This window comes from Rhodovulum sp. HP10 (assembly GCF_047553435.1).
Classification (GTDB): Bacteria; Pseudomonadota; Alphaproteobacteria; order Rhodobacterales; family Rhodobacteraceae; genus Rhodovulum.
Window position 1 is genome coordinate 832,037 of record NZ_CP180201.1, and the last position, 21,692, is coordinate 853,728.

Annotated in this window: 20 protein-coding genes; 13 read left to right on the forward strand and 7 right to left on the reverse strand. The window is 67.8% G+C overall.

Annotation, left to right across the window (positions count from 1 at the left end; all coding sequences use genetic code 11):
* Positions 1 to 19: 19 nt before the first annotated feature.
* A complete protein-coding gene (locus ACK8CO_RS03765; protein ID WP_414898215.1) occupies positions 20 to 1,564 on the reverse strand; it encodes a DHA2 family efflux MFS transporter permease subunit in 1,545 nt (514 codons plus the stop codon).
* Between the two features lie 26 nt (positions 1,565 to 1,590).
* The gene (locus ACK8CO_RS03770) at positions 1,591 to 2,745 is read right to left on the reverse strand and encodes an HlyD family secretion protein (protein ID WP_414898216.1); all 1,155 of its coding nucleotides are present in this window, start codon (positions 2,743 to 2,745) and stop codon (positions 1,591 to 1,593) included.
* Positions 2,746 to 2,986: 241 nt separating this feature from the next.
* Here ACK8CO_RS03770 and ACK8CO_RS03775 point away from each other — a divergent pair, with 241 nt between their 5' ends.
* Positions 2,987 to 3,757, forward strand: coding sequence for a TetR/AcrR family transcriptional regulator (locus ACK8CO_RS03775; protein WP_414898217.1), 771 nt, complete (start codon positions 2,987 to 2,989; stop codon positions 3,755 to 3,757).
* 12 nt (positions 3,758 to 3,769) lie between these two features.
* On the opposite strand, the gene ACK8CO_RS03780 is transcribed toward ACK8CO_RS03775, so the two are convergent.
* The gene (locus ACK8CO_RS03780; protein WP_080615720.1) at positions 3,770 to 4,534 is read right to left on the reverse strand and encodes a DeoR/GlpR family DNA-binding transcription regulator; all 765 of its coding nucleotides are present in this window, start codon (positions 4,532 to 4,534) and stop codon (positions 3,770 to 3,772) included.
* A 214-nt stretch (positions 4,535 to 4,748) separates the two neighbouring features.
* Here ACK8CO_RS03780 and glpD point away from each other — a divergent pair, with 214 nt between their 5' ends.
* The 4 genes from glpD to ACK8CO_RS03800 all read left to right on the forward strand — a co-directional run bounded on the left by glpD (position 4,749) and on the right by ACK8CO_RS03800 (position 8,476).
* Complete coding sequence (glpD, locus tag ACK8CO_RS03785) at positions 4,749 to 6,365, forward strand: glycerol-3-phosphate dehydrogenase (protein WP_414898218.1); 1,617 nt, start codon at positions 4,749 to 4,751, stop codon at positions 6,363 to 6,365.
* 390 nt (positions 6,366 to 6,755) lie between these two features.
* Entirely contained in the window at positions 6,756 to 6,983 is a 228-nt protein-coding gene (locus ACK8CO_RS03790) for a DUF1413 domain-containing protein (RefSeq protein ID WP_414898219.1), read from the forward strand.
* A gap of 285 nt (positions 6,984 to 7,268) precedes the next feature.
* A complete protein-coding gene (locus tag ACK8CO_RS03795) occupies positions 7,269 to 7,901 on the forward strand; it encodes a dihydrofolate reductase family protein (RefSeq protein ID WP_414898220.1) in 633 nt (210 codons plus the stop codon).
* Positions 7,898 to 8,476, forward strand: coding sequence for a TetR/AcrR family transcriptional regulator (locus ACK8CO_RS03800; protein ID WP_414898221.1), 579 nt, complete (start codon positions 7,898 to 7,900; stop codon positions 8,474 to 8,476). The genes ACK8CO_RS03795 and ACK8CO_RS03800 overlap by 4 nt, the downstream gene beginning before the upstream one ends.
* 86 nt (positions 8,477 to 8,562) lie before the next feature.
* On the opposite strand, the gene ACK8CO_RS03805 is transcribed toward ACK8CO_RS03800, so the two are convergent.
* The 3 genes from ACK8CO_RS03805 to ACK8CO_RS03815 form a co-directional block, all read right to left on the reverse strand.
* Positions 8,563 to 9,708, reverse strand: a complete 1,146-nt coding sequence (locus ACK8CO_RS03805; RefSeq protein WP_414898985.1) for an ABC transporter ATP-binding protein — start codon at positions 9,706 to 9,708, stop codon at positions 8,563 to 8,565.
* A gap of 73 nt (positions 9,709 to 9,781) precedes the next feature.
* Positions 9,782 to 10,363: a transglycosylase SLT domain-containing protein gene (locus ACK8CO_RS03810; protein ID WP_155773961.1), complete on the reverse strand. Its 582-nt coding sequence runs from the start codon at positions 10,361 to 10,363 to the stop codon at positions 9,782 to 9,784.
* A gap of 142 nt (positions 10,364 to 10,505) precedes the next feature.
* The gene (locus tag ACK8CO_RS03815) at positions 10,506 to 11,066 is read right to left on the reverse strand and encodes a type 1 glutamine amidotransferase domain-containing protein (protein WP_414898222.1); all 561 of its coding nucleotides are present in this window, start codon (positions 11,064 to 11,066) and stop codon (positions 10,506 to 10,508) included.
* A 168-nt stretch (positions 11,067 to 11,234) separates the two neighbouring features.
* Here ACK8CO_RS03815 and gatB point away from each other — a divergent pair, with 168 nt between their 5' ends.
* Together gatB and ACK8CO_RS03825 are read left to right on the forward strand one after the other, a co-directional pair.
* Positions 11,235 to 12,743, forward strand: coding sequence for an Asp-tRNA(Asn)/Glu-tRNA(Gln) amidotransferase subunit GatB (gatB, locus tag ACK8CO_RS03820; protein WP_414898223.1), 1,509 nt, complete (start codon positions 11,235 to 11,237; stop codon positions 12,741 to 12,743).
* Positions 12,744 to 12,745: 2 nt separating this feature from the next.
* Positions 12,746 to 13,198, forward strand: a complete 453-nt coding sequence (locus tag ACK8CO_RS03825) for a hypothetical protein (protein ID WP_414898224.1) — start codon at positions 12,746 to 12,748, stop codon at positions 13,196 to 13,198.
* A gap of 23 nt (positions 13,199 to 13,221) precedes the next feature.
* Here ACK8CO_RS03825 and ACK8CO_RS03830 read toward each other — a convergent pair whose 3' ends face one another.
* Positions 13,222 to 13,479, reverse strand: a complete 258-nt coding sequence (locus ACK8CO_RS03830; protein WP_080615713.1) for a BolA family protein — start codon at positions 13,477 to 13,479, stop codon at positions 13,222 to 13,224.
* 75 nt (positions 13,480 to 13,554) lie between these two features.
* Between ACK8CO_RS03830 and ACK8CO_RS03835 the strand changes: the two genes are divergently transcribed.
* From ACK8CO_RS03835 to ACK8CO_RS03860, 6 genes are all read left to right on the forward strand, one after another.
* Positions 13,555 to 14,181: a J domain-containing protein gene (locus tag ACK8CO_RS03835; RefSeq protein WP_080615712.1), complete on the forward strand. Its 627-nt coding sequence runs from the start codon at positions 13,555 to 13,557 to the stop codon at positions 14,179 to 14,181.
* Positions 14,182 to 15,432: 1,251 nt separating this feature from the next.
* Positions 15,433 to 16,404 carry a cobaltochelatase subunit CobS gene (gene cobS, locus ACK8CO_RS03840; protein ID WP_369822836.1) on the forward strand — a complete coding sequence of 324 codons (972 nt, stop codon included), beginning with the start codon at positions 15,433 to 15,435 and terminating at the stop codon, positions 16,402 to 16,404.
* 92 nt (positions 16,405 to 16,496) lie between these two features.
* Positions 16,497 to 16,931 (forward strand): hypothetical protein, encoded by a 435-nt coding sequence (locus tag ACK8CO_RS03845; protein ID WP_414898225.1) that lies wholly within the window; start codon positions 16,497 to 16,499, stop codon positions 16,929 to 16,931.
* A 547-nt stretch (positions 16,932 to 17,478) separates the two neighbouring features.
* Positions 17,479 to 19,353, forward strand: a complete 1,875-nt coding sequence (gene cobT, locus ACK8CO_RS03850) for a cobaltochelatase subunit CobT (protein WP_414898226.1) — start codon at positions 17,479 to 17,481, stop codon at positions 19,351 to 19,353.
* Positions 19,354 to 21,159, forward strand: coding sequence for an aminopeptidase P family protein (locus ACK8CO_RS03855; protein ID WP_414898227.1), 1,806 nt, complete (start codon positions 19,354 to 19,356; stop codon positions 21,157 to 21,159).
* A 188-nt stretch (positions 21,160 to 21,347) separates the two neighbouring features.
* Positions 21,348 to 21,689 carry a DUF427 domain-containing protein gene (locus ACK8CO_RS03860; protein ID WP_080615707.1) on the forward strand — a complete coding sequence of 114 codons (342 nt, stop codon included), beginning with the start codon at positions 21,348 to 21,350 and terminating at the stop codon, positions 21,687 to 21,689.
* Positions 21,690 to 21,692 lie beyond the last annotated feature (3 nt).

Sequence of the window (21,692 nt, forward strand, 5' to 3'; positions counted from 1 at the left end):
CCGCCCTTGCCTCGGCCCCTCAATGCCCGCCGCCGCCCACCCGGCCGGGGGCGCGCATGAAGAAGGCGCTGGCCGCGAGCCCGCCGAACAGCAGCGCAAGCATCAGGAAGACATCGATGAAGGACATCACCGTCGCCTGCTGCCGCAGCCGGGCCGCCATCTGCACCAGCGCCCCGGTCTGGCCGTCAAGCCCGCGCGCCGAGAGGTTCGCCGCCATCATCGAGAGCTGGCGCATCGCGGCGTCATTGGTCCAGGTGATGGCCTCGCGCAGCCGCTCGTGATGCAGATCGCCCCGGTCCGAGAGCTGGGTATTGATCACCGCCAGCCCGACCGCGCCGCCAAGATTGCGCATCAGGTTGAACAGCCCCGAGCCGCCCTTCATCTTGTCGCGCGGCAGCGTGCCGAGCGCCAGGTTGTTGATCGGCACCATGCTCAGCATCAGCGACACGCCGCGCAGGATCTGCGGCACCAGAAGCTCGTTGAAATCCCATTCGGCAGTCATGCCGGTCAGCATCCAGGTCGAGACCGCGAAACCGACGAAGCCCGCGACCAGCATCAGGCGCAGATCGATCCGGGCCGAGAGGAAGCCCGCGACCGGGGCGGTGAAGAACATGGCCAGCCCCGAGACGAAGACCGTCTCGCCGATCATCAGGCTGTCATAGCCGCGGATCGAGGCCAGATAGAGCGGGTAAAGATAGGTCAGCCCGTACAGCCCGATCCCCATCACGAAGCTGAAGGCCGAGCCCAGCGCGAAATTGACATCGCCGAAGGCCGAGAGATCGACGATGGGCTCGTCGCGGGTGAAGGCGCGCCAGAAGCTGACGATGGCGCCCAGCACGGTCACGACGACGAAGGCCGCGACCGTCTCGTCGGCCAGCCAGTCATTGCCCGGCCCCTCTTCGAGCACGTATTCCAGCCCGCCGAGAAAGGCCGCCAGCGCCAGCAGCCCCCACCAGTCGAAGCGGTCGAAAAGCCGCCAGTCGGGCCGGTCGAAATCGATCAGCAGGAAGGCGCCCAGCGTCACCCCGATGCCCGGCAGGACATTGACCAGGAACAGCCAGTGCCAGGACATCGTGTAGCTGAGATAGCCGCCGATTGTCGGCCCCACGGTCGGCGCCAGCGTCGCGATCAGCCCGATCACCGGCGAGACCACGCTGCGTTTCGAGGCCGGAAAGATGGTGAAGGCCGCGGCGAAGACCGAGGGGATCATGCCGCCGCCCAGAAAGCCCTGCAGCGCGCGCCACAGGATCATCTCCTCGATGCTGCCCGAGGTGGCACAGAGAAAGCTGGCGACGGTGAAGCCCGCCGCCGACAGCGCGAACAGGTAGCGCGTCGACATCATCCGGGCGAGAAAGCCCGAAAGCGGGATCATCACCACCTCGGCGATCAGATAGCTGGTCTGGACCCAGCTGATCTCGTCGGAGCTGGCGGCAAGCCCGGCCTGGATCTCGGACAGCGAGGCCGAGACGATCTGGATGTCGAGGATCGCCATGAACATGCCGAAGACCATCACCACGAAGGCAATCACGCGGCGCGGCGTCAGTTGCGGCTCATCGGACGTCATCTCGGGGCTCCGGGGTGCGGGCGGGCTCAGCGCGCGGCGGCAAGGCGGGCGGCGGCCCCCTCGCCCGAACGCGTGTCGACCGCGACCACAGCCGACAGCCCCGCGCGCAGCTGCCCGGTCGCCGCCGCCTCGGGCGGCAGCGCGATGCGCACCGGCACCCGTTGCACGACCTTGGTGAAATTGCCGGTGGCATTGTCGGCCGGCAGCACCGAGAAGACCGAGCCGGTGGCCGGCGCGGCCGAGCTCACCCGGCCCTCGAAGCTGCGGCCCGGAAGCGCATCCAGCCTCACCTCGACCCGCGCGCCGGGGGCGATGCCCTGCATCTGGGTCTCCTTGAAATTCGCCTCGACATACAGCGCATCGTCAGGCACCAGCGCGGCCAGCTGCGTGCCAGCGCTGACCAGATCGCCGATCTCGATCCCCAGATTGGCGAGGATGCCATCGGTGGGCGCCCGCAGCACGGTGCGTTTCAGGTCGCGCTCGGCCTGATCGACGGCCAGTTCCAGCTCGTGCTTGTCGCCCTCGGCCTCGGCACGCTGGGCGACCAGAACCGCGACCTCGGCCCGCGCGCTCGCCACCGCCGCCACGGCCTTGGCCAGGCTGGCCTGCGCGGTGTCATGGCCTTCGGTCGCGCTGTCGAGCTGGGCCTCGGCGGCGAAATTGCGCGCGGCCAGCCCCGTGACCCGTTCGAGCGTGTTGGCCGCGGTCCGCAATTGCGCCTCGGCGGCATCGCGATCGGCCTCGGCCTGGCGGACGGCCGCGCGCGCCGCCTCGATCTGGGCATCGATCCGCGAAAGCCTGCGCCCGGCGGTCGCGACCCGGCTTTGCGCGGTGGCCAGCGCGGTGCGGTAATCGCCATCCTCGAGCCGCACCAGAACCTCGCCCGCGCGGACATGCGCGTTCTCCTCGACCGGCAGGCTGGCGACATAGCCCTGCACCCGGCTCGAGATCCGGGCGATATCGGCCTGCACATAGGCGTCGTCGGTATCCTCGAAGAAGCGTCCCTCGGTCCAGTAATTCCAGCCGCCATAGCCCGCCCCCGCCAGGGCCAGCACCGCGATCCCGAGCAGGAGCCTGCGCTTGCGCCCGCCGGGCCGGGCACCTCCGTCCCGCGACGGGGTATCGACCGCGGCATCGACCGGGGCGCGGTCCTGAACGCTCGAACGGTCCTGCGGGGACATGGGCGGCAACCTTCTGAACTGGGCCTGAAACCGGTTTGCGGCCAAAGGCGGATACGGGACGGCCCGGACCGATGGCAGGGCAAGGACCTGACTTGCACAGACTATCGAACCACGCGGTTCGATGCGACATCTAGGGCATCGCGCCGCAGCGTTCAAGACTTTATCGAACTGCCTGGTTCGATTAAACCCAGCAGACGACCGGGCCCCGCCCCTGTCGGGCAGAGGAAAGGAGACCCGTATCATGCACAGCGCGCCAGGCGATGCCACTGCCCCGCAAGCCGAGCCCGAGGCAGAGCCCCGGGCCGAGCCTCAGACCACCGCCCCCCGGGCGAAGAATGACACCGCGCAGGATTGCGACAGCCCGCGCCGCGCCTGCCGCCGCCACGCTGCGGGCGAGGACCCCGCCAAGCGCGACCAGATCATGGCCGGGGCGATGCGGGCCTTTCTCGACAAGGGCTTCGATGCGACCAGCGTCAATGACATCTGCCGCGCGGCCGGGGTCTCGAAGGGCACGCTCTACGTCTATTTCGCCGACAAGCAGGATCTCTTCGTCGCGCTCGTGGCCAAAGAGCGCGAGAAGATGTTCGGGGGGGTCGACGCGGTGCTGCAAAGCGATCTGCCGCTGGCCGAGAAGCTGACCAGCTTCGGTCGCAACCTGGCCAGGATCATCAGCTCGGACCATGTCGTGCAATGGCAGCGCACCATCGCGGGCATCGTCGACCGCATGCCCGAGCTGGGCGTGCGGTTCTACGATGCGGCCGCGCTGCGCACCCATGTCGACCTGGCCGACCTTCTGCGCCGCGAGATGGCGGCCGGACGGCTCGAGCTGCCCGATCCGGTGCTGGCCAGCGCCCAGTTCATCGAATTGTCCGGGGCCGGGATCTGGCGCGCGCGGATCTTCGGCAAACGCCCGACACCGCCCACATCCGACGAGATCGACCGCACCGTCGACAGTGCCGTGCGGCTTTTCCTCAGCGCCTATGGCCGGCCCGGCGTGCGCCAGGAAGACTGAGCCCCGCTCCGCCTAGGGCGCGGCCACATCGACCCGCGTGTTCCAGCCCCGGCAGCGCTCGACCAGCGGCGCGGGCAGCGGACGGTCGGTGAAGACCGCGTCGAGATCGCGCAGCGAGGCGATCCGGACCGGGGCGCTGCGCCCGAACTTGGCAGCATCGGCGACCAGGAAGGCACGCCGCGCCTGGGTCAGGATGGTCTGGCTGACGCTCACCTCCTGGATATCGAAATCCAGAAGGTCGCCCTCGGCATCGAGCGCCGAGCAACCGATCACCGCGTAATCGACCTTGAAGGCCTGGATCGCGCGCATCGTCAGCGCGCCCACCAGCCCGCCATCCGAGCGCCGCAGCGTCCCCCCCGCCACCACCACCTCGCAGTCGGGGTTCTCGACCAGAATATTCGCGACATTCATGTTGTTGGTGACGACCAGAAGATTGCGGTGGGTCAGCAGCGCCCGGGCCACCGCCTCGGTCGAGGTGCCGATATTCAGAAAGACCGACGCCTCCTCCGGAATGGACGCCGCACAGCGCGCCGCGATCGCTGCCTTGGCTTCGGCATTCAGCCCGCGCCGCGCCTCGTAGCCGATATTGCTCACCCCCGAGGGCAGGATCGCGCCGCCATGCACGCGCTCGAGCTTGCCCGCCCCGGCCAGCTCGGCCAGGTCGCGGCGGATCGTCTGCACGGTCACGCCGAAATGCTCGGCCAGCCCCTCGACGGTGACACGGCCCTCGCGCCGGGCAATGTCAAGGATGTCGGGCGCGCGGAAGGTCTGGGTCATCGGTTTTCCTTTCCCCGCGAGAATGTTCGGCTGCGACCCGTTCCGCAAGCCGACAGGCCATATATGCGGCTTTCAGGCGCCATTTCTGGGCTAAGGCCGCGCGACAACGGGCATAAAACGCTTCGATACGAACACAAAAGAATTACAAACGAAAATATTCATTGACCCTTCCTGCGGCGCCATGCTCCGCTTCCGACCGATGGAGGACCGAGTCATGCCGATGCGCAAAGCCGAAGCGACCGCGGATCAAACGCCGACCGAGCAGCCCTGCGACCTGCTGATCGTGGGCGGCGGCATCAATGGCTGCGGCATCGCCCGCGACGCGGCCGGGCGCGGGCTGTCGGTCACACTGGCCGAGATGGGCGACCTGGCCTCGGCCACCTCCTCGGCCTCGACCAAGCTGTTTCACGGCGGGCTGCGTTATCTCGAATATTTCGAATTCCGGCTGGTGCGCGAGGCACTGATCGAACGCGAGACACTGCTTTCGGCCATGCCCCATATCAGCTGGCCGATGCGCTTCGTGCTGCCGCTCGACCGCGACATGCGCTTCGATGCCAGCACACCCGCCTCGCGGCTTCTGAGCACCGCCATGCCCTGGATGACGGGACGCCGCCCGGCCTGGCTGATCCGGCTCGGGCTTTTCCTTTATGACCATCTCGGCGGGCGCAAGATCCTGCCGCCGACGCGCAGCCTCGATCTGACGACGGATCCGGCAGGACGCCCGCTCAAACCCCGGTTCCGGCGCGCCTTCGAATATTCCGACTGCTGGGTCGAGGATGCCCGGCTGGTGGCGCTGAATGCCCGCGATGCGGCAGAGCGCGGCGCCGAGATCCTGACCCGGACCCGGGTCGTCAGGGCCCGCCGCGAGGACGGGCTCTGGACGGTCACCCTGCGCGACGGCGATACCGGCGCCGAGCAGACCCGGCGGGCACGGATCCTCGTCAATGCCGCCGGCCCCTGGACCGCCGATCTGATCTCAGGCGCGCTGCAGCAGCCCTCCACCGACAAGGTGCGGCTGGTGCGCGGCAGCCATATCGTGACCCGTCGCCTGTTCGAGCATGACCGCTGTTATTTCTTCCAGGGACAGGACGGCCGGATCGTCTTCGCCATCCCCTACGAGACCGATTTCACCCTGATCGGTACCACCGATGCCGAGCATGCCGATCCCGACAGTCCGCCCTGCTGCACCGAGGAGGAACGCGACTACCTGATCGGCTTCGTCAACCGCTATCTGGCGCAGCCGATCTCGGCCGGGGATATCGTCTGGACCTATTCCGGGGTGCGGCCCCTGCATGACGAAGGCGAGGGCTCGGCCTCGGCCGCCTCGCGCGACTATGTCATCCGGCTCGATCGCGCCGACGCGCCGCTCGTGAATATCTTCGGGGGCAAGATCACCACCTATCGCCGCCTTGCCGAAGCCGTGCTGGACAAGATCGCCGGGATCCGGCCGGACCTGCCCGGGCCTTGGACCGCGGGCGTGCCCCTGCCCGGCGGCGATGTCGCGGTCGACGGCATCGACGGGCTGATCGCTGCGCTCCGCCAGGACTATCCCTTCCTGACAGGGCCCTGGGCGCGGCGTCTGGTGCGCGCCTATGGCACCGAAGCCCGCAGGATCCTGGGCGAGGCGCAGGCCGCCGCCGATCTCGGCCGCGATTTCGGCGCCACGCTGACCGGGGCGGAAGTCATCTGGCTGATGGAGCGGGAATTCGCCCGCCGGGCCGAGGATGTGGTCTGGCGCCGCAGCAAGCTCGGGCTCCGGATGGGCCCCGGGCAGATCGACCTGCTGGACGACTGGATGAAAGAGCGGCGCAGGCACGCCGTCGGCGAATGACAGCCCGGCGAAAGGACGTCCCCCGCGTTTCTGCGCGCCCTCTGGCCTGGCCCCCGCGGCCTTGCAGGCCCACCGTCCGCACGACCGGCGCCGCGGGCCGGGCGAACGGTCGCGCGCCGAGACGGCGCAGACAGCACAGGCTGCCAGGCGCGCAGGGCATCTCGAATCGCAGCTCTTCCCCGGATCACGCTCTCCTGACCTCTGTTCAGACTGTCTTTGGAACTGACCGGCATGGACGCCACGCCCTTCGCCACTACCATATGACACGCTCGGCCACGGTCTTGACCGGCAGGACCGACAGTCGCGGGCAGACCGGCCGCCACGGCCGGTGCGCCCGGGATGGAGTTCAGGCGTAACGACATCGCCGGGGGGTGCCCCGGGGAGGGTGTGATGACAGCAGATCAGGAAGCCATGATCCGGGACGCGCTTGCCGCGCTGCACTCCGGCGAATTCCACCTGCCCGACGCGGTGGGGCCGCGCTGGGACGATCTCTGGATCGGAGAGAAGGTCGGGCTCGGCAACGATTTCCTCAAGCATGTCCGGCAGGGCCGGTTCGAGGGGATCGAGGATACCGGCCGAAAGGAACATGGCCTGCATGTCTACCTGAAAACGGGCTGAGCGTCCGGAAGGGGCGCCGATGAGGCGCCGCCCGGCCGAGCGCCACATCCTTCGGGCCTGACGATCTCCCCGCGACGTCAAACGCACTGCGCTGGCGACTGCGTAAAGGCGCGCATCTATGTCAGATCGCAGGAGAGGCGCGGCGCGGGCCTTCGGCACGGGCGAGCTGAAAGACATCCGGTCGGGGGATCGTCACGCGGTCCGGGCAGATGTTCGTGTCGTCCGCCCCTGTCCTTCGCCCCGGAACGCCCCGGGTACTCCCGATGACGGCTTCGGGGCGCCCCAGTGGTCAAGCCTGAGCTTTGCCGGTCTTGCTCCGGCAGAGGGGAGCAGATATGTATTTATACAATGTATAAATACGGGGGTGAAATGATCACCGGACATGTTTTCATCGCAACCAGCCTCGACGGCTTCATCGCCCGGGACGACGGCGATATCGGATGGCTTCTGGAGCGTGACGCGCCCGACGAAGACCATGGCTACGACGCCTTCATCGCAGGCATCGACGCCATCCTCATGGGCCGTGGAACCTATGAGACAATCCGCGCGGTCAGGCCCTGGCCCTTTGCGCATCCTGTTGTCGTCCTGTCGCAAACCCTGACGCAGGACGACCTGCCCGAAGACCTGTCCAGGGAGCCGGGCAACAAGGTCCGGGTCCTCGGCCTATCGCCCGACGCGGCGATGCGCCTGCTGCACTCCGAGGGTCACCGAAAGGTCTATGTCGATGGCGGCCGCGTCATCCAGTCCTTCCTGCGGGCGGGCCTGATCGCCGACATGGTAGTCACGACCGTGCCCGTGCTTCTCGGCGCGGGACGGCGCCTGTTCGGACCCGTCGCCGGGGACATTCCGCTGCACCATCAAGAGACGAAGAGCTTTCCCTCCGGCCTCGTGCAGTCCCGCTACCGGATCCTTGCATGAAACGGCCCCGCGGAAGACCGCCCCGGGCCGGCGCGCCGGTCTCGCGCGACGAGATGCTGACGGCCGCGCTCGCACTTCTGGAGGACGAAGGCGCCGACGCCTTCACCATGCGGCGGCTGGCAGAGCGCCTCGGCATCAATCCGATGACGATCCACCATCATTTCGGCGGCCGCGACGGGCTGATCGGCGCGATGTCGGAACGCGCGCATGCCGACGTCGCCGCCCCCGAAGAAGGCACGCCGACAGAGCGGATCGGCGGGCTCCTGAGGGCCTATCACAGGCAGGTGCGGCGCCACCCCGGCCTGACGCTGCTCATCTTCAGCCGACCGACCGTCTTTCCCGAACAGGCAGAGCGGATAACCCGGGAGATCTCGGCCCTGCTTGCAGAAGCCGGCCTGCCGGATCGCCAGGGGCGGTTATGGCGCGACATCCTCGTGGACATCACCCATGGCGCGGCCCTGGCCACCGCGATGACGCAAGGAAATGCTGCCGGCGCCCCTGCCGGGGATCAGGGGGCCGAAGATCAGGGATATGACGCCGCGCTGGACGAACTCATGCGCGCGCTCGGAAGGTAAGCGGCCCTGCGGCCTGCAAGAGGCGCGTGGCGGAAGATCCACTTGCCTGCCGAGACACAGACCGGCGCCGCGACAGGGCCGGAGGGTCAGCTTCCACCGTCCTCGCCTTCCGCCCCCTGGGCGGGAAAGACGAAGCAGCGGTCGCGGCGCATTGTCAGCCACATCGGCGTGCCGGGCGCGGGCAGGAACACGGCGGGCACGGTGGCCTTCAGGACCGAGCCGTCATGGTCCATGCGGAACTCGACCAGGCTTTCCGCCCCCATGAAGCGCGCGCGCTGGACCCGGGCGCGGGCGGCGACCCCGTCCCCGGGCGTCGGATTGGGGCCGCGGCCATTGCGGTCGAAATCGATCCGCAGATGCTGGGGCCGGATGATGATATCGACCTCGCTGCCATCCTCCATGCCCGGCGCGAGGAACTTGCCGAAGGGGGTCTCCGTCAGCAGATTGCGCACCTTGCCCCGGATCACGTTGATATCGCTGAAGAAGGCCGCCGCCGAGCGATCGACAGGCGCGTTGTAGATGTTATAGGGCGCGCCCTGCTGCACGATCCGCCCGCCGCGCATCAGCGCGATCTCGTCGGCCATGCGCATCGCCTCGTCGGGCTCGTGGGTGACCAGAAGAACCGCCGCGCCCTCCTCCTTCAGCACCTGCAGCGTCTCGTCGCGGATCTCGTCGCGCAAGCGGTTGTCGAGCCCCGAGAAGGGCTCGTCCATCAGCATGATCTTGGGCCGAGGCGCCAGCGCGCGGGCCAGCGCCACCCGCTGCTGCTCGCCACCCGAGAGCTCATGCGGGAAGGCGTCGATGAAGCGGCCCAGCGCGACCCGGTCGAGCAGGGCCTCGACCCGTGCGCGCCGCGCCGCCTTCGGCCCGGAAAGCCCGAAAGCCACATTCTCGGCCACGCTGAGATGCGGGAACAGCGCGAAATCCTGGAACATCAGCCCGACCGAGCGGCGCTCGGGCGGCAGCCGGAAGACGGTATCGCAGACCAGCTGCCCGTCGATCCGGATCTCGCCCGCATCCTGGCGGTCGACCCCCGCGATGATCCTGAGCGTCGTCGACTTGCCGCAGCCCGAGGGCCCCAGCAGGCAGGTCACCTGCCCCGGCAAGACCTCGAGCGTCACCCCGTCGACAACCTTGCGACCACCGAAGATGCGGTCGATATGGCGGATTTCGAGCCTCGGGCTGCGGTCGGAAGTCTCAGGCGTCACACGGGGCCTCGCGCTATTTCCGATGGAAACTATCGGATTTGGTTCGCAAAAGGCAATGCCCCCTCGGGGCGCGGGACGCAAGTCCCGACCGGCAGGATCAGCCCCGGCAGTAGGACTGCGCCCGGGTCCAGGCCGCGATTTCCTCGCGCTTGGAGGCCACGGTCATCGGCCCCCAATCGGCGGCAACGCCCCGGCCGCGGGCGGCGACCACCCCGTCGCGGACGACCGCGCTCGAGGCGATTCGTACCGCACAGCTCAGATTGGCCTTGCCATCGGTCAGCGCCGAACCGCTGGTGGCCGCGCAGCCATGATAGCGCGCGGTGGCAGGCGAGATCTGCAACAGACCGAACCAGCGGCCGCCGCCGCCCACCGCGGCCTCGTTCCAGGTGCTTTCATGCTTGGCCAGCGCCGAGAACAGCCCCGCCCAGAAGGCGCGGCGCTGCGCCGGGCGGGCCTTTTCATAGGCCGGACACCAGGTCTGGATATCGGCCGGGACGGTTTCGGTGAGGCCGGTGCCGTAAAGGCTTAGCGCATCGAGGCTGGCCTTGGTCCAGTCCGTCGCTTCGGGCATGTGGTCCCAGCGCATCGCCGGAAGACCGCGTCCCCTGTCTGCAATATCGGTCTGGCTGCAGCCGAGGGTCAGAAGCGAAAGAGCGAGAACAAGGGCAAGACGACGCATCGGGGCTCCGGAAGGCAACATCGGGCACCATGTCCCGCGCGCCCTTATGACCGAAACCGGACCCCTGCGGCAAGAAACACGCCCGCCAATGGGCAAAGGACCGCCGACATCGCGACAAGGTCAGGCCATTCAAAAGGCCAGGTCATGCCACCTCGCGCCGGTGCCGCCCCTCCTCGATCTCCTCCGCGATCGTCGCAACGAACGCCCCGAGATCCTGCGCCGCGCGGCTGGTGACGATGCCGTTCGTGACGACGACGGCCGCGTCGACCCAGATCGCACCGGCATTCTCGAGATCGGTCCGGATCGAGCGGCACGAGGTCATCTCCCGCCCCTCGACCACCCCGGCCTCGACCAGCAGCCAGGGGCCATGACAGATCGCGGCGACGATCCGGCCTTCGGCAACGAAGCCCCTGACCAGCCGCACCGCCTCGGGCGCGACGCGCAGGCTGTCGGGGTTCATCTGCCCGCCCGGCAGCACGAGCGCATCATACTCCCCGACCCTTACATCGCTCAGCGCCTTGGTCGCCTCATGGGTCGCGCCCCAGTTCCGGTTCTTCCAGCCCGTGATCGGCGCGCCGCCGGGACTGGCGACATCGACCTGCGCCCCCCTGGCGCGAAGCTCCGTCAGCGGCTCCTCAAGCTCGGCTTGCTCGAAGCCATCGGTGGCCATGATCAAAATCCGCGACTCCGCGATGCGGGGCATGTCCTCCTCCTGTGTCCCATCGACCCAAAGGAGGATAACGGCCCGCTATCGGCGACGTTCCGCGCAACGCCATTACGATTCCGTGAGGTCGCCACCGCCCGAGGATCCCCTTGCCCGCGCCCGCCCCCTGCCCTAAACATGCGCCCTGCCGCAGATGAGGATGCCGCCATGCTTGACCTGACCTTCGAGCCCCCGAAACCCAAGGTAATCTCCGGCGCCAAGGCCGAATGGGAACTGGTGATCGGCCTCGAGGTCCATGCCCAGGTCGCCTCGAAATCCAAGCTGTTCTCGGGCGCCTCGACCGGCTTCGGCGCCGAGCCCAATTCGCATGTCGCCTTCGTCGATGCGGCGATGCCGGGCATGTTGCCGGTGATCAACGAATTCTGCGTGGCCCAGGCGGTGCGCACGGGGCTGGGCCTGAAGGCCGAGATCAACCTTGTCTCTGCCTTCGACCGCAAGAACTACTTCTATCCCGACCTGCCGCAGGGCTATCAGATCAGCCAGCTCTACCACCCCATCGTGGGCGAGGGCGAGGTGCTCGTCGACATGGGGCCGGGCGTCGCGCGCCGGGTCCGGATCGAGCGCATCCATATCGAGCAGGATGCCGGCAAGTCGATCCATGACATGGATCCGAACATGTCCTTCGTCGATCTCAACCGCACCGGGGTCGCGCTGATGGAGATCGTCTCGCGCCCCGATCTGCGCGGCCCCGAAGAGGCCGCCGCCTATGTCGGCAAGCTGCGCCAGATCCTGCGCTATCTCGGCACCTGCGACGGCAACATGCAGAACGGCAACCTCAGGGCCGATGTGAACGTCTCGATCTGCCAGCCCGGCGCCTATGAGAAATTCCGCGAGACCGGCGATCATTCGGTTCTGGGCACGCGCTGCGAAATCAAGAACATGAACTCGATGCGCTTCATCCAGCAGGCCATCGAATACGAGGCCCGGCGCCAGATCGCCATCGTCGAGGATGGCGGCACCGTCGATCAGGAAACCCGGCTTTACGATCCCGACAAGGGCGAGACGCGCTCGATGCGCTCGAAGGAAGAGGCGCATGACTACCGCTACTTCCCCTGTCCCGACCTGCTGCCGCTGGAAATCGAGCAGGCCTGGGTCGACGAGATCGCGGCCTCGCTGCCCGAGTTGCCGGACGAGAAGAAAGCCCGCTTCGTCACCGATTTCGGGCTGACCGAATACGATGCCTCGGTGCTGACGGCCGAAGTCGAATCCGCCGCCTATTTCGAGGCGGTGGCGCAGGGGCGCGACGGCAAGGCCGCCGCAAACTGGGTCATCAACGAGCTGTTCGGCCGGCTGAAGAAGGACGACCGCGACATCACCGACAGCCCGGTCAGCCCGGCCCAGCTGGGCGGCATCCTCGATCTGATCGCCGCGGGCGACATCTCGGGCAAGATCGCCAAGGACCTGTTCGAAATCGTCTATACCGAGGGCGGCGATCCGGCCGAGATCGTGGCCGCGCGCGGCATGAAGCAGGTCACCGATCTTGGCGCCATCGAGAAGGCCGTGGACGAGATCATCGCCGCCAACCCCGCCCAGGTCGAGAAGGCCAAGGCCAATCCGAAGCTTGCCGGCTGGTTCGTCGGTCAGGTACTGAAGGCCACCGGCGGCAAGGCCAATCCGCAGGCGGTCAACGAGATCGTGGCCCGGAAACTGGGGTGATCATGCCGGTTTGTTACGAGTACCGTGTCCTTCCCGCCCCCGAACGCGGACGCCGCAGCCGGGGGCTCAAGGGGCCTGCGGAACGCTTCGCTTATGCGCTTGAAGAGACGATGAACGAGATGGCCGCCGAGGGCTGGACCTATCTCCGCGCCGAAAGCCTGCCCTCGGAGGAACGTCAGGGCCTGTTCGGCGGCCGCCGCCGGACCCTGCGCAACGTGCTCGTGTTCCGCCGCGCCCGCGAGGCCCGGCCGGATCGCGACAGGGACCAGGACGCGGATCGGGCCCCGGCCTTTTCCCATGGCAGCCCCGAGGCCATCGCCGCATCGGCCATGGCCTCTGCCCATGCCCTGCCCGAGCGGACCTATCCGCCGCTCGGCGCGCCCTCGCGCGCCGCGGTGCCGCCACGTCCCGAACAGGCGCTGGGCGGTGCCCGCCCCCGCAGCGACGAGGGCTGAGCCCCGCCGCCCGAGGGCGCGCCTCAGCTCCCGATTTCGATCGCCAGCGCGTGGATCTGCCCGATCAGTTCGGGTCCCAGCGCCTTGTGCACGGCCCGTTCGCGCGCCACACGCGACATCGGCGCGAAGGCCGGTGCCGCGATCCGCACCCGGAAATGGCTCTCGCCGCCTTCCTGATAGCCGGCGTGACCGCGATGCTTCTCGCTTTCGTCCAGCACCTCGAGCGCCGTCGGCTCGAAGGCCTGTTCCAGCTTCCGGCGGATTTGCTCTACTCGTCCCATTTTTCCTCCTTCGCCCCCTTCATTCTTGTCTCCAATTGACTAAACTCTCGGGTCCGAGTCGAAAAGGTGGCTGCCATGACCAAAACCGACCCCTTCGGGTTCGACATTTCCGTATCGGCCGACAAGAAGCGCCGCACCCGGGGCCGGAGGGGCATGTCGGGCGCCTTCGAGACCTCGCGTCGCAAATGCGAACATCCCGGCTGCGACCTCGACGGCCAGTACCGCGCCCCGAAATCTCCGGACCAGCTGGACGAATATTTCTGGTTCTGCAAGGACCATGTGCGCGAGTACAACCTCAAGTGGAACTTCTTCAACGGCGTCACCGAAGAGGAATTCGAGGCCCAGATCGACAAGGACCGGGTCTGGGACCGCAAGACCCAGCCCTTCGGCAGCAAGGACGAACAGCGGGCCTGGGCGCGGCTCGGCGTTGACGACCCGCATCAGGTGCTGGGCGAGAATGCCACCCGCAACCCCGGCAAGACCGGCGGCGCGCTGCGGCGGCTGCCGCCGACCGAGCGCAAGGCGCTCGAGCTTCTCGAGGCCCAGGACACCTGGACCAAGGCCGAGATCCGCAAGCAGTACAAGTCCCTGGTCAAGGACCTGCATCCCGACATGAACGGCGGCAACCGCGCCGACGAGGAGCGCCTGCAGGAAGTCGTCTGGGCCTGGGACCAGATCAAGGACAGCCGCAGCTTCAAGTGAGACAAAGGCCCGCGGGTCGCTGCGGCCCGCGATTTCAGATGCTCCGGACTGCACTTCTCCCCTGAGCTCGATGAGATCCCGACAGGACAGGCCTGCGCCCTTGTCGGCGTCTTTCGGTTCGGGGCGTCTTTCCGCGATGGCCGGCACCGGCTGGTTCTGTCGAAAGACTCGCTTGCGGAGCAACCCCGCATCAGATCGTGGGATATGGCTCCGATTTTTCGTGCCCCCGCCACATAAGCAGTCCCCTTTTACCCCTGTGAGGAACGCCACTCCAAATTCAGGCGACCTCTCGGCCGCTGCCGGAGTTTTTCGACGCAATCGGCTCTCGACGGACGCGCCGCGGATGGGCCGAGCATGCGTTCATGCAGGTCCTCGCCCCGGCCGAGACAATCACCCGGCACATTGCGCAAACAGGCGCCCGGCCGTCATCGCCCTTGCCTCCATCGACGGGCTGTTCCGCGCTCGGGGCGGGGGGCGATAGACCCGGGGCCCTTTTCCCCGATCCAGTTCTTTCCCGCGCGCAGGCCGTCTTCCGGGCCACCTGCGGGAACGCGATGGCCATTCGGGTCCACGACGCCCGGGCCGTGATGCGCCCGTGTCCCGAACAGGGGCCTGCGCTCACGATATCGGGCAGGCCAGGCGCGGATCGAATTGTGGATGAGCCGATATGCCTCGTCTGAAGTGCGCAAGAGGGTTCGCGACGAGTCCCCCCCGGACGGATTTGCCGGCGCCTTCGGGACGCCTCGCCGGATTTGGCAGAGATCTTTACCAAGCCCTGCGACAGGGCCATCAACCATGGGGCCCATCCGAACCTGTCCGGTTCGTTCGCGGGCATGACCAGGAACCGGACGGCGGGCAACGGTATTCCGTCGTACAGCTTCACGCCGACGGATTGCCGTTCGAGGCTTCGCTCCGGACGAGCGCGCGAACCGGCATATGCGTCTTGAGCGGTATTGAACCGGCATCTCCCGAACGCATGCAGCCGTCCGCCACAAGCCTGCAGACATCGCCATCGCCAGACGCCCTTGACGACCGCGCCGATCCACTCCCTCGCCGAAACGCCCATTTGCCAGGGGCAGACTGCCACCCGAAAGACACCGCGCCTGCAGGAGGGGCTCGATCACACATTGCCCTGCGTCGAAATCCCGATGGAGTTTCCTTCGGCGGGCGGGTGCCTGCCGGGGCTTCCCCTTGCGCGCCCTGCGGATATGTTTCAAGACGGCCAGTGACAGGACAAGCGACGGGGTCATGATGAACGACGTAGTGAAACCCACCGAAGAGATCTCGGTTCGCGAGGTGTTCGGGATCGACAGCGACATGATCGTGAAGGGCTTCGAGGCGCCGACCGACCGCGTGCCCGATCGCGACCCGACCTACAAGTTCGATCCCGACACCACGCTGGCGATCCTTGCAGGCTTCACCCATAACCGCCGGGTGATGATCCAAGGCTATCACGGCACCGGCAAGTCGACCCATATCGAGCAGGTCGCCGCCCGGCTGAACTGGCCCTGCGTGCGGGTCAACCTCGACAGCCATATCAGCCGGATCGACCTGATCGGCAAGGATGCGATCAAGCTCAGGGACGGCAAGCAGGTCACCGAATTCCAGGAAGGCATCCTGCCCTGGGCGCTGCGCAATCCCTGCGCCATCGTCTTCGACGAATACGATGCGGGCCGGGCCGATGTGATGTTCGTAATCCAGCGGGTGCTGGAGGTCGATGGCAAGCTGACGCTGCTCGACCAGAACGAGGTGATCACCCCCCACCCGTCCTTCCGGCTGTTCGCGACCGCGAACACGGTCGGGCTTGGCGACACGACGGGGCTTTATCACGGCACCCAGCAGATCAACCAGGGCCAGATGGACCGCTGGTCGCTGGTGGCGACGCTGAACTATCTCAGCCATGATGCCGAGACCGCGATCGTGCTGGCCAAATGCCCGCATTACAATACCGAGAAGGGCCGCAAGACCATCTCGCATATGGTGACCGTGGCCGAGTTGACCCGGACCGCCTTCATGAATGGCGATCTCTCGACGGTGATGAGCCCGCGGACGGTGATCGCCTGGGCCCAGAATGCCGAGATCTTCCGCAATGTGGGCTTCGCCTTCCGGCTGACCTTCCTCAACAAATGCGACGAGCTCGAACGCCAGACCGTGGCCGAGTTCTACCAGCGCCTGTTCGACGAGGAACTGCCCGAAAGCGCGGCCAGCATGAGCCTGGGCTGACCCGATGCCGCGCGGTCCGGCGACCGGCAGCCAGATCCCCGACGGCGGGCCTGCGGCCCGTCGCAGGCCGCCTCCACCTGGCGGCCTCTGCCATGCGCTGGCCTGAAGCGAACCTGCCGCGCGCGGCCCTGCTGGCCCTTGCCGTTCCGCTTTGCTTCCCCGCCCTTGCGGAAAACGCCGATCCGGCCTTTCCCGCCACCGATTGCGCGGCGCTCTGGCAGGCGACGGCCAGCTTTCGTGCCAGCTATGCGATTGCCGAGGGCGCACCCTCCGAGGCCCGCGCCATGGCCCGGGCCTTCCGCGATGCGGGGCTTCCGCGCTCGGGCCAGACAGCTGCCGGATACGATGCCCGGATCGCCAGGTTGCGCCCGGTCTATCTGCTTCTGCTCGAAAACCATATCCTGAACGGAAGCCGCAGCTCGCGCGACCAGTATCTTCGCCTGTCCGGCCTCTGCGACGCCTTCGCCCGCAGCGAAGGCCTGCCCGGTCACCCACCGGATCGTCGGACGCCTCTGCGGACGAAGTGACAATCGCGACACGTTACTGCGATCCGCTTCGCCCCCCCTGCCGCCGGATCGCTCCCTCGCAGCATGCTCCCATGTCAGACGAGGCGCGCGCAAAGCGAGGCGGGAAGCGTTCTGGCGATCGGCCATCCCACCGGGGCCACGGCAACCACGCCGGGGATGCACGGCAAGCGCAACCACAGCCCGGGGCGGCAAGCCGCAGTCCCGGCACGCCAGCAGGTGCGCTACGCTCCGGACTGGAGCCGCAGCATGGGGCGGCGCGACATGTTCGAGCGGCGCCTGAAGCCAGCCTGCCCGAAGCAACGCATGTCGGCTGGCCGAAGCGAAGCGAGGCGCGGGCCCGTCTGGCCGACATCGCCTGTCGCGGGCGACGGCATCCGGACCTAGCATGCGGGGCCGGCGTCGCCCCGGCGATTGCCGGATGGCATCGGGCGTTTTCAGGGCGGCGGAGGCGCGACAGGACATCCCCGCCGCTTTCCGCCCGCGGGCCACTGGCAAATTCCCGTCAACCTTTCTAGATTGGCCCCGCAAGCCAAGCGGATCCTGCCCCATGACCAAACCGACCGACAACCCTGCCGATCCCTTCAAGAAGGCGCTGGCCGAGGCCACCAAGGTCCTGGCCGACGACGCCGATCTGGGCGTCAGCTATTCGGTCGACCCGCCCGGACTGACCGACGACGCGGTGCGGCTGCCCCAGGTCTCGCGCCGGATGACCCGCGACGAGGTGCTGCTGGCGCGCGGCACCGCCGATGCCTACGCGCTGCGCCACAAATATCACGACGGCGCCACCCATGCGCGCTATCGCCCCTCGGGCCAGATCGCCTGCGAGCTTTACGAGGCGATGGAGATGGCCCGCTGCGAGGCGGTCGGGGCCCGCCTCATGCCCGGCACCGCCGGAAATATCGACGCGATGATCGCCGCCGAGGCCGCGAAGAAGGGCTATGCCCAGGCCCGCGAGGCCTCGGAAGTGCCGCTGTCCGTCGCGGCGGGCTATATCGTGCGCCATCTCGCGACCGGCCGCCCGCTGCCCAGGGGCGCGTCCCAGGCGATGGAGCTGTGGCGCGGCTTCATCGAGGACCAGGCCGGGGCTGCGCTCGAGGGGCTCGACGCCAGCCTGGGCGATCAGGCCGCCTTCGCCCGTCTCAGCCGTCAGGTGATCGCCGATCTCGGCTATGCCGACCAGCTCGGCGAAGATCCCGATGCCGATCAGAACGATGACGAGGACAGTTCGGCCGAAACCGAGGACGAGGCGCCCGAGGAATACGGCGAGGAAGAGAACCAGGACAGCGACGAGGCCGATGCCAGCCCCGAGCAGTCGCAGGACGAGATGCAGGACGCGGCCCAGGCCCATGTCAATCCCGACGATATCGACGATATGGAGATGGGCGAGGAGACCGAGTTGCCCGAGGGCGAGGCCCCGCACGAGCCGCCACCGCCCGCCCCGCACTCGCAGGCAGACCCCGATTACAAGGTCTTCTCCGCCGGTTTCGACGAGGAGATCGGCGCCCAGGACCTGGCCGAACCGGCCGAGCTGGAACGGCTGCGCGCCTATCTCGACCAGCAGCTCGACCCGCTGAAGGGCGCGGTCGGACGGCTGGCCAACAAGCTTCAGCGGCGGCTGCAGGCGCAGCAGAACCGCAGCTGGGAATTCGACCGCGAGGAAGGCATTCTCGATGCCGGGCGTCTGGCGCGGGTGGTGGCGAACCCGACCACGCCGCTGAGCTTCAAGGTCGAGAAGGATACCGAGTTCCGCGACACCGTGGTGACGCTGCTTCTGGACAATTCGGGCTCGATGCGCGGGCGGCCGATCTCGATTGCCGCGATCTGTGCCGATGTGCTGGCGCGCACGCTCGAACGCTGCCATGTCAAGGTCGAGATCCTTGGCTTCACCACCCGCGCCTGGAAGGGCGGGCAATCGCGCGAGCAATGGCTGGCCGAGGGCCGTCCGCAAAGCCCGGGCCGGCTGAACGATCTGCGCCACATCGTCTACAAGAATGCCGATGCGCCCTGGCGGCGGGCCCGCGAGAACCTGGGCCTGATGATGAAAGAGGGCCTGCTGAAGGAAAACATCGACGGCGAGGCGCTAGAATGGGCGCACAGGCGGATGCTGATGCGGCCCGAGGCGCGCAAGATCCTGATGGTGATCTCGGACGGGGCGCCGGTCGACGATTCGACGCTGTCGGTCAATGCCGCGAACTACCTCGAAAAGCACCTGCGCGACGTAATCGCCATGGTCGAGCGCCGCAAGGCCGTCGAGCTGATCGCCATCGGCATCGGCCATGACGTCACCCGCTATTATGAGCGCGCCGTCACCATCACCGATGTCGAACAGCTGGCCGGGGCGATGACCGAACAGCTGGCGGCACTGTTCGACAAGGACCCCCGCGCCCGCGCCCGCATGTTCGGGATCAGGAAGGCAAGCTAGATGTTCCAGAGTTTCGACAGCACCACCCGTCCCGAGGACGGCCCCGTCCGGCTGGCGCGCCTGCGTGAGGAGATGGCCCGCGAGGGGCTGGCGGGCTTTCTGGTGCCCCGCGCCGATGCCCATCAGGGCGAATATGTGGCGCCCCATGACGACCGTCTGGCCTGGCTGACGGGCTTCACCGGCTCGGCCGGGATCGCCTGCATCCTGATGGATCGCGCGGGCGTCTTCATCGACGGGCGCTACCGGGTGCAGGTCAAGGCGCAGGTCGATCTCGCGCATTTCACGCCCGTCCCCTGGCCCGAGACGAAACCCGGCGACTGGCTGAAAGCGGCGCTGCCGCAGGGCGGCGCGGTCGGGATCGATCCCTGGCTGCACACGCCGAAGGAGCTCGACGCGCTGAGCGCGGCACTCGAGGGCACCCAGGTCGCGATCCGCGAGACGGCCAATCTGGTCGACCGGATCTGGGCCGACCAGCCCGCCCCGCCGCAAGGCCCGATCGCGCCTTATCCCGAGGACCTTGCAGGAGAGGCCCATGCCGACAAGCGCGCCCGGATCGGGCGGCTGCTGGCCGAGGTAGGGCAAAGCGCGGCAGTCCTGACCCTGCCCGATTCCATCGCATGGCTGCTGAACGTGCGCGGCGCGGACATTCCGCGCAACCCGGTGCCCCATGCCTTCGCGATCCTGCATGATGATGGCCGGGTGACGCTTTATGCCGATCCGGCCAAGTTGAGCGACGCGCTCAAGGCCCATCTCGGCCCCGAGATCACGCTGCGCCCGGCCGGCGCCTTCGGGCCGGGGCTCAGGAGCCTTCTCGGCAAGGTCAGGGTCGATCCGGCCTCGGCGCCCTTGTGGGTGTTGCGCCAGCTCGAGGATGCGGGCGTCGAGGTCGCGCTGGCCGACGATCCCTGCATACTGCCCAAGGCGCGCAAGACCGAGGCCGAGCTGGCGGGCGCGCGCGCGGCCCATGCCCGCGATGCGATCGCGATGATCGAGTTCCTGGCCTGGATCGATGCCGAGACGCCCGGGGGCGGGCTGACCGAGATCGACGTGGTGCGCGGGCTGGAAGAGTTCCGTGCCGCGACCGGCAAGCTTCGCGACATCAGCTTCGAGACCATCGCGGGCGCAGGACCGAACGGCGCCATCGTCCATTACCGGGTGACCGAGGCCACCAACCGCCGCGTCGCGCCGGGCGATCTGCTGCTGGTCGATTCGGGCGCGCAATATCTCGACGGCACCACCGACATCACCCGCACCATTGCCGTGGGTCCGGTGCCCGATGCGGCCAGGGCCCCCTTCACCCGGGTGCTGAAAGGCATGATCGCGATCTCGCGGGCACGCTTCCCCAAGGGGCTTGCGGGGCGCGATCTCGACGCGCTGGCGCGCAATGCGCTCTGGCAGGCCGGGCAGGATTACGACCATGGCACCGGCCATGGCGTCGGCGCCTATCTCTCGGTCCATGAGGGGCCGCAGCGCATCGCCCGGATCTCGACCGTGCCGCTGGAGCCCGGGATGATGTTGTCGAACGAGCCGGGCTATTATCGCGAGGGCGCCTTCGGCATCCGGATCGAGAACCTGATCGCGGTCGAGGAGGCCCCGGCGCTCGAGGACGGCGACGACCGGCGCATGCTGTCCTTCGAGACCCTTACCTGGGTGCCGATCGACCGCCGCCTGATCGCCCCCGAGCTGCTCGATGCGGGCGAACGGGCCTGGCTCGACGACTATCATGCCGAGGTGGCCCGGCGGGCCCGGGACGGGCTGTCGGAACGGGCACGGGCCTGGCTCGTGGAGGCGACACGGCCACTCTGAGCCGCCGCATTCCCGCGCCCGGAGCCTCCCGCCCAAAGTAATCCGCCCGGCCCCGCACTTTCGGGGGCCGGAGGCGGTATTGTCGTCCCTGCCCGTCCCGGGTACGGGCGGAACTGGACAAGACAAAGGCCAGCATGACAAAACAGCGGCGCAGAGATCTGCAGCCGACAGGACCAGGGAGAACACGCATGTCCGACCACATCACGATCCACAAGGCCGAGGGGGCCTGGGTGGTCCGGGCCGGAGGCGCGGTGATCGCCGAAAGCCGGAACGCGCTCGAACTGACCGAGCGCGACATGAAACCCGTCATCTATTTCCCGCGCGAGGATGTGGCGATGGCCTTCCTCGACCGCTCGGACAGCAGCACGACCTGCCCCCGCAAGGGGGTGGCAACCTATTTCACCCTGCGCGCCAAGAGCTATGACATCGCGGATGCGGCCTGGTCCTACGAAGACCCGCAACCGGGGCTCGAGCGGATCGCCGGGCATCTTTCCTTCTATGCCGACAAGGTGACGGTCGAGCAGCTCTAGGCT